The organism is Variovorax glucosi (assembly GCF_051216695.1).
In the GTDB taxonomy this organism is placed as follows: Bacteria; Pseudomonadota; Gammaproteobacteria; order Burkholderiales; family Burkholderiaceae_C; genus Variovorax.
In genome coordinates, this window is record NZ_JBPJZE010000001.1 from 961,864 (window position 1) to 977,058 (window position 15,195).

General features: G+C 64.1%; 14 protein-coding genes. 3 read left to right on the plus strand and 11 right to left on the minus strand.

The window, feature by feature from the left end; genetic code table 11:
- Window positions 1-107: 107 nt before the first annotated feature.
- The 7 genes from ACSFA3_RS04600 to ACSFA3_RS04630 form a co-directional block, all read right to left on the minus strand.
- On the minus strand, window positions 108-1,304 hold the full coding sequence (locus tag ACSFA3_RS04600; protein ID WP_435504210.1) for an ABC transporter substrate-binding protein: 1,197 nt from the start codon (window positions 1,302-1,304) through the stop codon (window positions 108-110).
- A 48-nt stretch (window positions 1,305-1,352) separates the two neighbouring features.
- Window positions 1,353-2,063, minus strand: a complete 711-nt coding sequence (locus ACSFA3_RS04605; protein ID WP_435504211.1) for an ABC transporter ATP-binding protein — start codon at window positions 2,061-2,063, stop codon at window positions 1,353-1,355.
- Between the two features lies 1 nt (window position 2,064).
- Window positions 2,065-2,835: an ABC transporter ATP-binding protein gene (locus ACSFA3_RS04610; RefSeq protein WP_435504212.1), complete on the minus strand. Its 771-nt coding sequence runs from the start codon at window positions 2,833-2,835 to the stop codon at window positions 2,065-2,067.
- 143 nt (window positions 2,836-2,978) lie between these two features.
- Complete coding sequence (locus tag ACSFA3_RS04615) at window positions 2,979-4,574, minus strand: DHA2 family efflux MFS transporter permease subunit (RefSeq protein WP_435504213.1); 1,596 nt, start codon at window positions 4,572-4,574, stop codon at window positions 2,979-2,981.
- Window positions 4,575-4,586: 12 nt separating this feature from the next.
- The gene (locus ACSFA3_RS04620) at window positions 4,587-5,918 is read right to left on the minus strand and encodes an HlyD family secretion protein (RefSeq protein WP_435504214.1); all 1,332 of its coding nucleotides are present in this window, start codon (window positions 5,916-5,918) and stop codon (window positions 4,587-4,589) included.
- Window positions 5,919-5,955: 37 nt separating this feature from the next.
- Complete coding sequence (locus ACSFA3_RS04625; RefSeq protein WP_435504215.1) at window positions 5,956-7,434, minus strand: efflux transporter outer membrane subunit; 1,479 nt, start codon at window positions 7,432-7,434, stop codon at window positions 5,956-5,958.
- The gene (locus ACSFA3_RS04630) at window positions 7,431-7,952 is read right to left on the minus strand and encodes a MarR family winged helix-turn-helix transcriptional regulator (protein WP_435504216.1); all 522 of its coding nucleotides are present in this window, start codon (window positions 7,950-7,952) and stop codon (window positions 7,431-7,433) included. Before ACSFA3_RS04630 ends, ACSFA3_RS04625 begins: the two co-directional genes overlap by 4 nt.
- A 78-nt stretch (window positions 7,953-8,030) precedes the next feature.
- Here ACSFA3_RS04630 and ACSFA3_RS04635 point away from each other — a divergent pair, with 78 nt between their 5' ends.
- The 3 genes from ACSFA3_RS04635 (at window position 8,031) to ACSFA3_RS04645 (ending at window position 12,252) form a co-directional block, all read left to right on the plus strand.
- Window positions 8,031-9,815 (plus strand): ABC transporter transmembrane domain-containing protein, encoded by a 1,785-nt coding sequence (locus ACSFA3_RS04635; protein WP_435504217.1) that lies wholly within the window; start codon window positions 8,031-8,033, stop codon window positions 9,813-9,815.
- Between the two features lie 208 nt (window positions 9,816-10,023).
- Window positions 10,024-11,091, plus strand: coding sequence for a glycosyltransferase family 2 protein (locus tag ACSFA3_RS04640; protein WP_435504218.1), 1,068 nt, complete (start codon window positions 10,024-10,026; stop codon window positions 11,089-11,091).
- A gap of 39 nt (window positions 11,092-11,130) precedes the next feature.
- Window positions 11,131-12,252: a DegT/DnrJ/EryC1/StrS family aminotransferase gene (locus tag ACSFA3_RS04645; protein ID WP_435504219.1), complete on the plus strand. Its 1,122-nt coding sequence runs from the start codon at window positions 11,131-11,133 to the stop codon at window positions 12,250-12,252.
- A 1-nt stretch (window position 12,253) separates the two neighbouring features.
- Here ACSFA3_RS04645 and ACSFA3_RS04650 read toward each other — a convergent pair whose 3' ends face one another.
- Genes ACSFA3_RS04650 through nuoN form a run of 4 tightly spaced genes read right to left on the minus strand, consistent with a single transcriptional unit; the run spans window position 12,254 to window position 15,178 of the window.
- Window positions 12,254-12,724, minus strand: coding sequence for a DUF1178 family protein (locus tag ACSFA3_RS04650; protein ID WP_435504220.1), 471 nt, complete (start codon window positions 12,722-12,724; stop codon window positions 12,254-12,256).
- Between the two features lie 28 nt (window positions 12,725-12,752).
- A complete protein-coding gene (locus ACSFA3_RS04655) occupies window positions 12,753-13,349 on the minus strand; it encodes an NUDIX domain-containing protein (RefSeq protein ID WP_435504221.1) in 597 nt (198 codons plus the stop codon).
- Entirely contained in the window at window positions 13,346-13,660 is a 315-nt protein-coding gene (locus ACSFA3_RS04660; protein WP_435504222.1) for a DUF2818 family protein, read from the minus strand. Before ACSFA3_RS04660 ends, ACSFA3_RS04655 begins: the two co-directional genes overlap by 4 nt.
- Window positions 13,661-13,690: 30 nt before the next feature.
- Complete coding sequence (gene nuoN, locus ACSFA3_RS04665) at window positions 13,691-15,178, minus strand: NADH-quinone oxidoreductase subunit NuoN (RefSeq protein ID WP_435504223.1); 1,488 nt, start codon at window positions 15,176-15,178, stop codon at window positions 13,691-13,693.
- Between the last annotated feature and the right edge of the window lie 17 nt (window positions 15,179-15,195).

Below are 15,195 nucleotides of genomic sequence, written 5' to 3' on the forward strand. Positions count from 1 at the left end.
ATTCACCGGAGACACCGCGGAACGGGCTTCGCCCGGCCGCTGGTGTCGCCCCCGGCAGGGGGTTGGCGCTGCGACACGAAGTGCGCAAGCCTGGGGGCGAGCAACAATTATTTCCAGAGTGGGCACTTGGTGTCGGCCTTGGAGGTGAACACCTGTTCGCCCGGCAGCTTCTGGATCACCTTCAGGTAGTCCCATGGCTTCTTGGAATCGGCGGGTGCCTTGGCTTCCACCAGATACATGTCATGGATGAAGCTGCCGTCGGCACGGATCTGGCCCTTGCCGTAGAAGTCGTCGATCTTCATGCTCTTCAGTTCGGCCATCACCTTGTCGGAGTCGGTCGTCTTGACGGCGGTCACGGCCTTAAGGTAGGTCATGGTCGCCGAGTAGTCGGCCGCCTGCACGTCCGTCGGCATGCGCTTGGTCTTGGCGAAGAAGGCATTGGCGAACTTGCGGGTGTCGTCGTTCAGGTCCCAGTACCAGCTCGTCGTGTGCAGCAGGCCTTCGGTGTTCTTCAGGCCCAGGCTGTGGATGTCGGTCAGGAACACCAGCAGGCCGGCGGTCTTCATCGTCTTGTTGATGCCGAATTCGCGTGCCGCCTTGATGGCGTTGATGGTGTCGCCGCCCGCGTTGGCCAGTCCCAGGATCTGCGCCTTGGAGTTCTGCGCCTGCAGCAGGAACGACGAGAAGTCGGAAGCGTTGAGCGGATGCCGGACCGCGCCGGCAATCGTGCCGCCCTTGGCCTTGATGACGGCGGTGGTGTCGGTTTCGAGCGCCTGGCCGAAGGCGTAGTCGGCGGTCAGGAAGAACCAGCTCTTGCCCCCTTTGTCGACGACCGCACCGCCCGTGCCCTTGGCCAGCGCGACCGTGTCGTACGCATAGTGGACGGTGTACGGCGTGCACTGGTCGTTGGTGAGCGCGGAGGTGCCGGCGCCACTGTTGAAGTAGACACGCTTCTTCTCGGCCGCGACCTTCGCGATGGCCAGCGCCGTGCCCGAATTGGTGCCGCCGAAGATCATCGTCGCGCCTGCCGTGTCGATCCATTCGCGGGCCTTGGAGGCTGCGATATCGGCCTTGTTCTGGTGGTCGGCGGAAAAGAGCTCGATCGGCTGGCCGAGCGCCTTGCCGCCGAAGTCGTCGATCGCCATCTGGATCGCGACCAGACCGTTCTTGCCCTCGACGTCGGCGTAGAGGCTGGACATGTCGGTGATGAAACCGATCTTGACCTTTTCTTGCGCCTGCACTGCAGTAGAGGCCAGCGCGAGTGTGCCGATGGCCAGGGCGATTGCGGTGATTTGCTTGTTCATGTGTGTCTCCAGCGAGTCGAAAAAATTCTATGAATCGAACGAAAAAATCTAGACGCCGAGCAGTTCGGTCAGCACCGGCATCTTGGTCTCGAGCTCCGAGGCGCCGAACTTCTCCACGATGCGCCCGTGCTCCATCACGTAGAAGCGGTCGGCCAGCGGCGCGGCAAAGCGGAAGTTCTGCTCCACCATCACGACCGTGTAGCCCTTGCTGCGCAGCATCGTGATCATCCGGGCCAGCGCCTGCACGATCACCGGGGCCAGACCTTCGGAAATCTCGTCGAGCAGCAGCAGCTTGGCGCCGGTGCGCAGGATGCGCGCGACGGCCAGCATCTGCTGCTCGCCGCCCGAAAGCCGCGTGCCCTGGCTGTGGCGACGTTCGGCGAGATTCGGGAACATCGCGTAGATCTCGTCGATCGACATGCCCGGCCCCATGCCCTTGAGCGGCGGCGGCAGCATCAGGTTTTCTTCCGTCGAGAGACTGGCGAAGATGCCGCGCTCTTCGGGGCAATAGCCGATTCCCAGATGGGCGATGCGGTAGGTCGGCATCGCGATCGTCTCGACGCCGTGGACCTTGATGCTGCCCTTGCGTGCGCCGGTCAGGCCCATCACGGCGCGCATCGTGGTCGTGCGGCCTGCCCCGTTGCGCCCGAGCAGCGTGACGACCTCGCCCGGCTGCACGACGAGGTCGACGCCGTGCAGGACATGCGATTCGCCGTACCACGCGTGCAGGCCGCTGATTTCCAGTGCGGGTGCGGCCATGTCAGTGCGCTCCCTGCAATTGGCCGTCGGTGGTACCCATGTAGGCCTCCATCACCTGCGGATTCTTCGAGACCTGCGCATACGGGCCTTCGGCCAGAACGGCACCGCGCTGCAGCACGGTGATGGTGTCGGCGATGGTCGAGACCACGCTCATGTTGTGCTCCACCATCAGGATGGTGCGGCCGGCCGAAACGCGCTTGATGAGTTCCGCGACGCGGTGCACGTCTTCATGGCCCATGCCCTGCGTCGGTTCGTCGAGCAGCATCAGTTCGGGGTCCATCGCGAGCGTGGTGGCGATCTCCAGTGCGCGCTTGCGGCCATAGGGAAGGTTGACCGTCAGCTCGTCCGCGAGGTGGTCGAGGCCGACTTCGGAGAGCAGTGCGCGGGCGCGGATGTCGAGCGGCTTCAGCGTGCGCTCGCTTTTCCAGAAGTGATAAGACGTGCCGAGCGAACGCTGCAGTCCGAGTCGCACGTTTTCGAGCAGCGTGAGGTGCGGGAACACGGCCGAGATCTGGAACGAGCGGATGATGCCGCGCCGTGCGATCTGCGCCGGACGTTCGCGCGTGATGTCCTCGCCGTTGAAGAGGATCGTGCCGGTCGTCGGCTCGAGAAACTTGGTCAGCAGGTTGAAGCAGGTGGTCTTGCCGGCGCCGTTCGGACCGATCAAGGCGTGGATCGATCCGCGCTCGACCTTGAGGTCGACCTTGCTGACTGCGGTGAAGCCCCTGAATTCTTTTGTGAGTTGTCGCGTTTCGAGAATGATGTCGGGCATGCGGCGCATTGTTCGCGACCCCCCTGCCCTTGCCTACTGGGGCAAATGCCTATGCTGCACTGCAACCAGAAACCGGACGCCGCACTCCGGCGTCAGCACACTGTCAGCACGCGAGCGCATCGCGGGCCGACAGTGCCCAAGCCTCAGTGCGCACCGGCCGCCGCATCCGCCGAACCCGCGCCGCCTATCTGCGGGCGTGCCAGCCAGATCAGCGGCACCAGGAAGATGAACAGCACCGCCGACGCGTAGAACACGTCGTTTGCCGCCAGCATGAACGACTGCTGATCGATCAGGCGGTTGATCGTCCCCAGCACCTGCTCGGAGCTGTAGCCGCTGCCCTGCAGGCCGGCGATGGCACTGGTCGCCGCCGCGTTGCCCTGCGTGATCGACTCCGACAGCTGCGCGTGATGCACCGTCGCGCGGCTGTCCCAGACCGTCGTGACGATCGACGTGCCCATCGCACCGGCCGTGATACGCAGGAAGTTCGACAGGCCCGATGCGGACGGAATACGGTCCGGCGTCAGGCCGGACAACGTCAGCGTCACCAGCGGAATGAAGAAGAACGCCATCGCCACGCCCTGGATGATGGTCGGCACCATGATGGTGGCGATATCGGCGTTGGTGTTGAAGTTCGATCGCATCCACAACACCAGCGCGAAGACCAGAAACGAGAAGGTCGCGTAGCGGCGCGGATCGACCTTGGCGACCGTGAGCCCCACCACCGGCGACAGCACGATGGCCAGCGCGCCGACCGGCGCCAGCACCATGCCGGCCTGCGTCGCCGTGTAGCCCATGTACTGCTGCAGCCAGAGCGGGAGCAGCACCACGTTGCCGAAGAAGAGCCCGTAACCCACGGCGGTCGCCACGGCACCCGACCAGAAGTTGCGCCGCTTGAAGAGCGACAGGTCGACCACCGGATGTTTCTCGGTCAGCTCCCACACCAGGAAAAACGCCAGCCCGACCACCGCCACTACCGCCAGGACGACGATCTCCGGCGAATTGAACCAGTCGAGCTCCTTGCCCTTGTCGAGCATCAGCTGCATCGCGCCGACCCACAGCACCAGCAGCGCCAGGCCGATGGCGTCGATGGGCACGATGCGCGTCGGGCTGTCGCGCTTGCGGTACAGCGCCCAGGTGATGGCTGCAGCGCCAATACCTACGGGTATGTTGATGTAGAAGATCCACGGCCACGAGATGTTGTCGGTGATGTAACCGCCCAGCAGCGGACCCATGACCGGCGCGACCAGCGTCGTCATCGACCACATCGCCATCGCCAGACCGGCCTTGGCGCGCGGATAGCTCGACAGCAGCAGCGTCTGCGAGAGCGGAATCATCGGTCCGGCGACGAAGCCCTGCAGCGCGCGGAACAGGATCAGCACCGTCATGTTCGGCGCGATGCCGCACAGGAACGACGCAATCATGAACAGCACGATGCTGCCCATGAAAAGCTTCACCTGGCCGAAGCGCTGCGTCAGCCAGCCGGTGAGCGGCACCGCGATGGCGTTGGCCACCGCGAAGCTGGTGATGACCCAGGTACCCTGCGTCGAACTGACGCCGAGGTCGCCCGAGATGGCCGGCAGCGACACGTTGGCGATCGACGAATCCAGCACGTTCATGAAGGTCGCTGCCGACAGCGCGACGGTGCCCCAGACGCGTGCCGAGCCCTCGAGCGGCGGATGGGGAACGTGGGCCGGCGCAGCGGGTGCAGGCGCGGCGGCCGATACGGAAGCGGTTGCCATGGCGGGACGCGATCAGCCGTGCGCAGCGCGCGTGGCCGTCCTGGCGCCCGCGCCGTTCGAAGCTGCAGGGTGCAGCGAATCGCGCGCGGCTGGCGCAGCCGGAGGAGCGGCAGACGGCGCCGTGCGAACCGGTGTCGCGGCACGACCGAGGTTCGCCGCGATGATTCGCTGCACCTCGGCATCCGCGCCCTGATCGAAGGTGCTGTAAACCTGCGTCTGTGCGAAGGCATTGGTACGCGGCGCATCGGCAAGCGACTTGCCACCCTGCTCGCGGATGTCGATCTCCGCATCCATCGACAGGCCGACGCGCAGCGGATTCGCCTTGAGCTGCTCCGCATCGAGCGCGATGCGCACCGGCACGCGCTGCACCACCTTGATCCAGTTGCCGGTCGCGTTCTGCGCCGGCAGCAGCGCGAAGGCCGCGCCGGTCCCGACGCCGAGTCCCGCGACCTTGCCGTCGTAGCTCACCTTCTTGCCGTAGAGATCGGCAGTGAGCTTCACCGGCTGATCGATGCGGATGTTGCGCAGCTGCACTTCCTTGAAGTTGGCATCGACCCACAACTGGTTCAGCGGAACGATCGACATCATCGTGGTGCCTGCGGCCACGCGCTGGCCGAGCTGGACCGTGCGTCGCGCCACGTAGCCGTCGACCGGCGCCGGCAGCACCGCGCGGCGCGTGCCGAGCCAGGCTTCGCGCACCCGCGCAGCAGCTGCGAGCACGCTGGGGTTCTGCTCGACGCTGGTGCCGTCGGTCAGCGACTGGTTGCTCGCGAGGTTCTCTCGTGCGGCGGCGACGCCGGCCTGCGCGGCGGCAAGCGCGCTCTTGGCGTTGGCGAGCGTGGTTTCCGCGTGGTTGAGTTCTTCCTTCGACACCGCGCCGTTGCCGGTCAGCGCCTTGCGCCGGTTCAGGTCTTCCTGCGCTCTCGCGATGTCGCTCTGCGCCTTGGCGATGTCCGACTGCTTCAGCGTGACCTGTGCGGCCAGCGAGCCGTTGTTCGCGTACAGCGTGCGGACCTGGCGCACGGCCTGCGCGAGCGCGGCCTCGGACTGCTCGAAAGCCACTTTCGCATCCGCGGGATCGAGCTGCACCAGCGGCTGGCCGGCTTTCACGAAATCGGTGTCGTCGGCCATGATCGACATCACGGTTCCGGCCATCTGCGGCGTGATCTGGATCACGTTGCCCTGCACGTAGGCGTTGTCGGTCGATTCGTAATGGCTGCCGACCAGCCATTCGTACGCGCCCCAGGCACCGCCGGCGATGACGACCACGGCGGCGATCGCGATGAGCCCGCGCTTGCGCTTTCCATTGTCGGGAGCGGCGGCGACTGTATTGTTGTTGTCCATTTTCAGTTTCCTTCCAGTTCTGGCGATGCCGTCGTGTTCAGTTGTGCGCGGATGCCGCAGCGCCCGCGGTCCCGGCGACCGCTGTCGCCGGTTGCCAGCCGCCGCCGAGCGCGCGCGCCAGGCCGATCTGCGTGTCGAGCGCGCGATAGGCCAGGTCGACGCCTTCGCGGCGTTGCGCCAGCACGGCGGTCTCGGCCGTCAGCACATTGAGATAGTTGCCAAGCCCGGCACGGTAACGCTGCACGGCGATCTCGTAGGCGCCTTCCGCCGCGGCTTGCGCCTCGCGCTGCTGCGCCTGTTGACGAACCACCGATTGCACGCTGCTGACCTGGTCGACCGCATCGCGCACCGCGTCGATCACGCTGGCGTTGTAGCTTTCGATGGCGGCGTCGAGATCTGCCGCCTTGCCGCGCAAGCCGGCCCGCAGGCGACCGCCTTCGAAGATCGGCAGCCGGATCGCCGGGCCGACGCCCCACTGCGCGCTGTCCGACTTCAGAAGATTGCCGAAACCCAGGCTCTGCAGTCCGACGAACGCCGTCAGGTTGACGTTCGGATAGAAGAGCGTCCGCGCATTGGCGACATCGCTGCGGGCCGCCTCGACACGCCAGCGCGCGGCTGCGATGTCGGCGCGTCGACCGAGCAGATCGGCCGGAATGTTCGGCTGCAGCGCCATGCCGCGGATCGACGCCAGCGTCGGCGACGGCAGCGACAGCGTTGCGTTCGGGCGGCCGACCAATGCGTCGAGCGCGTGCTGCGCGAAGGCGATCTGCTCGGCGAGCGCTTCGATCTGCAGGCGCGCCTCGGGCAGGCCGCCCTCGCTCTGGCGAAGCTCCAGCCGCGTGTCGAGCCCGGCGGAGACGCGATCGCGCACCAGCTTGAGCGTCTCGTCGCGCTGGGCCAGCGTGCGCCGCGCCACCGTCAGCTGATCGGAAAGCCGCGCCCATTGCACGTACCCGCGCGCGACATTGCTGGCCAGCAGCACCGCCGAGGCATCCGCTTCCGCCGCAGCGGCGTTGGCGTTGCCGATGGCGGCGTCCAGCGCGGTGCGGTTCTTGCCGAAGAAATCGATCTCCCAGCCGCCGCTCAGCTGCAGCGAACCGATGTTCTGCAGCGAGCCGCCGAGCGGTGCCGGGTAGATGTAGTTGCTGCTGAACTTCTGCCGCGTGAAGTCGGCCGCGCCGTTCAGCTGCGGACGCTCCGCTGCCTGGTTGGTCGCGATCGCGGCCTGCGCACGCTCGAGCCGCGCACGCGCGGTCTGAAGGTTGGGACTGCCGGCGAGCGCTTCGTCGATCAGCGCATCGAGCTGCGGATCGCCGAGCGACAACCACCAGCGGCTGTCGACGCCGGCAGGAAGCGCGGAGGGATCGGCAACGACGGCTTCAGGTGCGGCGGCTTCGAGTCCGAGCGATTTCGCATTGCGCATCGTTGCGTGGGAATCGATGCCGGCCATGTCGGCGCAGCCGGAAAGCGCGAGCAGAAAGGCTGCGGTGAAGGCGATGGGAGCGGAGCGGATCATTTCTTGTCCTCACGGGTAGCGAGCGTCTGCGCGTTGTCCAGAATGCGGCGCAAAAAGCCCTTGAGCTGTCCCCATTCGGCTTCGCTGAAACCGGAGAGATGCTCGTTCTGGACGCGGGCGAGGATTTCCGGCACCTGCTGCGCGGCGACGCGGCCTTCGTCGGTCAGCTCGATGTTGACGACGCGCCGGTCTTCCACGGAGCGCACGCGACGGCAGAGCCCCTTGGCTTCGAGACGATCGAGAAGGCGCGTCATCGCACCGGCGTCGAGCAGGCACTCGCGTGCGAGTTCGGCCACGGTGGTTGCGGTGCCCATGTGCAGTTTGTGCAGCGGAATCCACTGCGGATAGGTCGGACTGCCAGGGTCGCACATCTGGCCTTCCACAGCCTGACCGACGGCGGTCAGGATGCGCCGCATCAGATATCCGACGCTCTCTTCGGCGCGATAAGTCTCGGCCGAATAGAAAGTTGGAACGGCAAGGTTGTCCTGCGACCGCAGGTTGGGATCAGCTTCTTTCATCGGTTCGAGATATTATTTGCTTAGGCAATTACTGTCAAGGCGACCTTTGCAACGGCAACCGCTGGCTAGAATTGGCGAATGGCCGAAACCGTCTCCCGAAATGCCGCCAAAGGCGCACCCAAATCCCTCTCCGGACTTCTCCCGTTCTTGCGTCCTTATCGGCTGCAGATCGCGCTGGCCGGCCTGTTCCTGGTGCTTGCGGCGGGCGCGACGCTGGCTTTTCCGTTGGCGCTGCGCGAGCTGATCGACGGCGGCCTGGTGACGACCGATCGCGGCGCGCAGACGATGGCGCTCCGAGACCATTTCTTCCTGCTGTTTGCGGTGGCCGTGGCGCTGGGCGTGTTTTCCGCGGCGCGCTTCTACACCGTGAGCTGGCTCGGCGAGCGCATCACGGCCAATCTGCGCAACGCGGTGTACGCGCATGTGCTGCGGCAGAGCCCGGCCTTCTTCGAGACCACGCAGACCGGCGAAGTGCTGTCGCGCCTGACCGCCGACACGACACTGGTTCAGACGGTGGTCGGCTCGTCGCTGAGCATGGGACTGCGCAATGCGGTGATGGCTGCCGGCGCGCTGGGCGTGCTGGTCTGGACGAACCCGTATGTGATGGTTCAGGTGCTTGGCATCCTGGTGCTGGTCGTGCTGCCGAGCATGTGGTTCGGGCGCAGGGTGCGCAAACTGTCGCGCGCCAGCCAGGACCGCGTGGCCGATTCGAGTGCCATTGCCGCTGAAGTGCTGAACGCCATCCCGGTCGTTCAGAGCTATACGTCGGAAGCGCGCGAATCCGCTCGCTTCGACGCGTCGACCGACGACGCCTTCCACACGGCCATCCGGCGCGCGAAGGCCCGCTCGGTGCTGGTCGCGTTCATCATCAGCGCGACGTCGGCTGCCTTGCTCTGGGGCTTGTATCAAGGCACGCAAGCCGTGCTTCGCGGCGAAATCACGGCCGGCCATCTCGGCCAGACCGTCGTCTACGTGATCATCCTGGCCAGCGCGGCGGCCGTGCTGGGTGAGGTCTACGGCGACGTGCTGCGTGCGGCCGGCGCCACCGAGCGACTGATGGAACTGCTTCACGCACGCTCCGCCATCGCATCTCCGGCGCAACCCGTTTCCGTCGCGGTTCCGCCAGCCGGCAGCGCCATCGCGCTCGATTCGGTGTCCTTCAATTACCCGTCGCGTCCCAACACGCCCGCACTGCGCGACTTCAGCCTCGACGTGGCGCCAGGCGAAACCGTCGCGCTCGTCGGCTCCAGCGGCGCCGGCAAGAGCACGGTCTTCCAGTTGCTGCTGCGTTACTACGACCCGCAAGCCGGACACATCGTGCTGGACGGCGCACAACTCGATGCGCTGTCTCTCGACGATCTACGTCACCGGATCGGACTGGTGCCGCAAGACGCGGTCATCTTCTCGGCCAGCGCGTTCGAGAACATCCGGTACGGCCGGCCGGAGGCTTCGAAAGAAGAGGTCTACGCCGCCGCTCGCGCTGCCTTCGCCGACGATTTCCTCAAGGCATTGCCCGAGGGCTACGACACTTTTCTCGGGGAACGTGGCGTGCGCTTGTCGGGCGGACAGCGCCAGCGCATCGCCATTGCGCGCGCAATGCTGAAGAACCCACCTCTGCTGCTGCTAGACGAAGCCACGAGCGCGCTGGACGCCGAAAGCGAACGCATGGTGCAGGCCGCGCTGGAATCCGCCATGGCGGGGCGTACGACCTTGGTAATAGCCCATCGGCTTGCAACCGTACAGAAAGCCGATCGCATCGTGGTCCTCGATCATGGCCAGATCGTCGAACAGGGAACCCACGCGGTATTGGTGGCGAAGGGCGGCGTCTACGCAAAACTGGCCGCGCTGCAGTTCGTCGCCTGAGCTCGAAGCCTGGCCATCTGGTTTATCTAACAAAAGCCATAAACTGTTAACAGGAGTGACATTCTCGAGATATTGGTTAACATTTTCATCAAGATTCCTTTGAAATTGAGCCAAAAGCATTAACAATCACATACATGCTGTTGCTCAAGTCAGCTTGCAGTCACAAAGTCGCGCGCCGCGAACCCGTAAATGCAAAGGAGTGGAATCGATGATATTGGACCTCGCTCAAGATGCACCAGCATCCGTCACCGCCGAAAAGGTCGCGCTCGAAAAGTTCGAGCGCCGCAAACCGGCGATCACTCCTCCGAGAACGATTTCGGCGGTCTTCCGCATCTCGGTACTCGTCACCGCATATCGGCGGCCACACCAGCTGGAAGAAGCGCTGGCGAGCCTGGCAATGCAGGACCAATCGCTGATCGGCGAGATCATCGTGAGCGATGACAGTCCGGCAGACGAAGCCAAGGCCAACCAGGCGGTGATCGCCGCCAGCGAGCTGCGCTCGCTGATCCGCTACTTCCATCATTCGCCGTCGTTGGGGTGCTACCCCAATCACTGGTTTCTGGCCCGGCAGGCGCGGTACGCCCACATCATGTTTCTGCACGACGACGACGCGCTCTGCGCTGGTGCCATCTCGCAACTCGTCGCTGCGTGCAAGCAAGAAATCGATCCGAACATCCGACTGTGGTTCGGTCGCAACATCATCATGGACTCCGTCGGAAAGGTGGACGTGATCGATTCGGATGCCCACAACGTCTGGTACGGCCGGGGTCACACCGGTTCCGTGCGACAGATGTGGGAATGGTGTCTCCATGAATCGATACCTCCCAATTCCTTTCTCGTGGGAACCGACGACTACCGCAAGCTGATGGAAGGAAGCAGGGACGGCAACGTCGGCGATTTCGGTTTCGTCGTGAGGCTTGCAAACGACGGGGCGAGTGCTCGCTTCATCGCTCAGGACATGTCGTATTACCGCGTGCAGGCAGCGTCGAGCACGTCCTCGGGCCGAGGCGTGGATGTGCATCGTCGCTTCGAGATATCGACCAGTCTTCGCGTACCGCCGGAATTCGAATCGCTGAAGCGCAAGCGCTTCAACCTGATGGCCATGACTGCAACAGTGCGCCATGTTCGCGACGGCGAGCGGCGAGAAGCCTGGAACCTCTACCGCTCCGATGCCTGGTCCTGGCGGAAGCGCCTCTCGCCGCGCGGACTTGCCGTGCTGGCGATGTTGCTGACGCCACGTCTCGCGTGGAACTGGGCGCTCGGCAACGCCGCCTGATCGCCATCAAATCCGCACTTTTCGCAGAAAGTCATCGCTGTGCACATCACCGTCACCAAGCCGTTTCTCCCGCCGATGGCGAACTATCAAACCCAGATCGAGGGCATCTGGGCCCGCGAGTGGCTGACCAATAACGGGCCGCTGGTCAACGAACTGGAACTCGAGCTCAAGGACAGGCTGGAACTCCAGCATCTGCTCTTCGTGACCAACGGCACGATCGCGCTCCAGTTGGCGATAAAGGCGCTGAAACTCGAAGGCGAGGTCATCACGACGCCGTTCAGCTACGTCGCCACGACCTCCAGCCTGGTCTGGGAGAACTGCAACCCGGTGATGGTCGACATCTGCCCGCGAACGCTCAACATCGACGCATCGAAAATCGAGGCCGCCATTACCGAACGTACGACCGGCATATTGGCCACGCACGTGTTCGGCAACCCATGCAATATCGAAGCGATCGACGAGATCGCCAAACGTCGCAATCTGAAGGTGATCTACGACGCCGCGCATGCGTTCGGCACGCGCTACAAGGGCAAGACGGTGTTCGACTACGGCAACGCGTCGGCCTGCAGCTTTCATGCGACGAAGCTCTTTCATACGACCGAAGGCGGCGCCGTCATCACGCCCGATCCGGAAACCCTGCGAGAGCTGGCGATGATGCGCAATTTCGGCCACATCAATCCAGCGGAGTTCGGCGGCGTCGGCATCAACGGCAAGAATTCCGAGTTTCACGCCGCGATGGGACTTTGCAACCTGCCCTACGTCGACGAAATCCTGGCACGCCGGAAATCGATCTACGAACGGTATGTAGCCAAGCTCGAAGGCGTGAACGTGGAACTGCAGCAGATGCAGCCCGATGCCGAAAGCAACTACGCCTACTTCCCGGTGATCGTCGAATCGGAAGAAGTGCTGCTGCGCGTGATCCAGGAACTGAACAACCACCGCATCTTCCCGCGCCGGTATTTCTATCCGTCGCTTTCGAACCTGAACTACGTTGGCAAACAGTACACGCCGATTGCAGACTCCCTCGCCTGCCGGATCATGTGTCTGCCGGTCTATCACACGCTGTCCGACAGCGAGATAGACATGGTCTGCCGCGTGCTGCAGCGTGCCTTGAATTACGCGAACGACACGGTCGTCGATTCGGCGATGCTGGAAGTCTGAGCTACTGAAGCGTTTCCTTTAGCGCATCGGGCACCGGCAAGGGCATGACGTCGATGCCCTCCTCCACCAGCGCTTCGGCCTGGGCCCGGGTAGCGCGGCCGCGGATGCCGCGCTCTTCGGTCTCGCCGTAGTGCATCTTTCGCGCTTCGTCGGCGAAACGCTCGCCGACGTCTTCCGTCCTTGCCATGACCTCCCGGACCGCGCGCATCCATTGAGCAGCGTGAGAGTTGTCGTCGACCGACGAGCCGACGTGCGTTCCGGCGTCCGGCGTGGCGGTCGTCTGCGATGCGGGCGGCGCCTTGGCGCCGCTGAGGTTGAGTCTGGGCGCAGCCAGAAGTTTGACCACGTTCCTCTCGCCGCAAACCGGACACTCGACCAATCCACTGGAAAGCTGCGATTCGAACGCATCGCCGGACGCGAACCAGCCCTCGAAGCCATGGCCTTGCACGCAGCGGAGATCGAGAACCTTCATGCGCCGATTATCGGCGGCGAGCCAGCGATCAGGCTGCCTGCCAGTCGAGCAACCAAGCGCCGGTCCGGACGTTCTGCAGCCAGAGCATGCATGTGAGCGTTTTCGCGTCGGTCACGGTACCATCGCAGCACCATCCGGACAGCGTTTCCGGGCTGGCCGTGAAAACATCGACGAACTCGCCATCGTCCAGCTTCCGTTCCCCGAGCGAAAGGCCCCGGGCGAAGTACACGTGGATGATTTCCGTCGAATAGGCGACCGCCAGATGCATCAGCCCGGCGTAGGCCCATTCGTCGGCGGTGTAGCCGGTTTCTTCCTGCAGTTCGCGCTGGCCGCACAACAGCGGATCTTCGCCGGCGTCCAGCTTGCCTGCCGGAAACTCTGTCATCACCTGCGCGACGGGATATCGGAACTGGCGCTCCAGCACGACGTCCCCGTTGTCCAGCAGCGGAATCACCACCACCGCGCCAGGATGAATCACATATTCACGCGTGGCCGTCGCCCCATCGGGAAGTCGCACGGTATCGCGACAGGCGTGAAGGAAGTTGCCTTTTACCAGCACTTCGCCGCTGACCTTCTTTTCGACCAGATGCGATTCCGCCGGATTCGCCGTGCGCTGATTCGTCATGTGCGTTGTTTCCTGTGTTTGAGCAGATAGCGCCAGGTGAAACCCGGAAATGCCAGCACGATGAAAAGTGCGCCGGTGACCGTGTAGAACTCCCAGCCCTGCGGCGCGATCTGGCCGACGCGACGTTCGAACAGAAAACCGACCGCGCCCGACAACACGTAGAACACCAGAAGTTCGCCGATGCGAATCGAGAGCGGCTTCGTCGTCGACTTGAGGGGAACGACGGCCATCAGCCGTTCGTTGGCGAACGGCAGATTAGCCGCGACAAAAGCCAGCAGCAGCACCACCCAGACGGAAACCGTTTGCGTCACTCCGCTCGAGTCGCTCAGGCCGCTTGCGGCTTACTTGGCCAACGTTGCCACGATGGCCTGCGCGCAAAGCGTCATCAGGCCGCCGGGAACGATGCCGAGGATCAGGATCAACGCACCGTTGAGCGTCAGCACGGCGCGCACATCGCGCGGTGCCGACACAGGCGTCGTGATCGTCGGTGCGTCGAAGTACATGACCTTGACGATCCGCAGGTAGTAGAACGCACCGATCAGCGACATGATCACCGCGAACACGGCAAGACCGATGTAGATCGCCTGACCGGAAGCGATCAACGCCTGCAGTACGGCCAGCTTGGCATAGAAGCCGACCAGCGGCGGCAGGCCGGCCAGCGAGAACATCGCCACCGCCATCACGCCGGCGTAGAGCGGGCTGCGCTGGTTGAGACCCGCCAGATCGACGATGTCCTCGCTCTCGAAGCCCTCGCGTGCGAGCAGCAGGATGATGCCGAAGCTCGCCAGCGTGGTGAGCACGTAGGTCACGACATAGAACATCGCCGCGCTGTACGCGAACTCGGCGTTGTAGCTGTTGCCGTTGACCACGCCCGCCACCAGACCGAGCAGCATGAAGCCCATCTGGGCAATGGTCGAGTAGGCCAGCATCCGCTTCAGATTGGTCTGCGCGATCGCGGCCAGATTGCCGACAACGAGCGACGCAATCGCCAGCACCGCCAGCATCTGCTGCCAGTCGATTGCCAGCGGCAGCATGCCTTCCACCAGCAAGCGGATGATGATGCCGAAAGCCGCCAGTTCGGGTGCTGCGCCGATGAGCAGCGTGACCGCGGTCGGCGCGCCCTGGTAGACGTCGGGCACCCACATGTGGAACGGGGCGGCACCGACCTTGAAAGCCAGGCCGGCGACGATGAACACCAGGCCGAACACCAGGACCTGGTGATTGACCTGACGGCTCGAGATCGCCTTGAACACTTCGTTGACGTCCAGCGAACCGGTCGCGCCATACATCATCGACAGGCCATAAAGCAGGAAACCGCTGGCCATCGCGCCGAGCACGAAATACTTCATCGCGGCTTCGCTGGCAGTCGCGTCGTCGCGGCGCAGTGCGACCAGCGCGTAGCTCGACAGCGTCAGCAGTTCGAGTCCGAGGTAGATCAGCAGGAAGTTGCTGCCGGAGATCATCACGAACATGCCGAGCAACGCGAACATGCTGATCGTGAAGATCTCGCCGCCGCGCAGCATGCCGCGGTCGCCCGCGTAGGGTCGGCCATAGACCAGGCTGACCATCAATGCGATGGTCGCGAAGCACTTGAGCCAATTGCCCATCGGGTCATTCACGACCATGCCGCCGAAACCGTAGATCGTCTGGCCGTTGACCGCGTTCATGCCGGTCAGGAAAGCGACAACCGCCAGCGTTAGCAGCGTCAGCACATAGGTGCGGTTGCGGCGTGCGTCTGTGGTGGACAGGTCGACCAGGGCAATGATGCAGGCCATGACCAGCAACACGATTTCCGGGTAGATCGTTATCAGGCTGAGTTTGTCAATCATCTCGTTCTCTGTCTCTC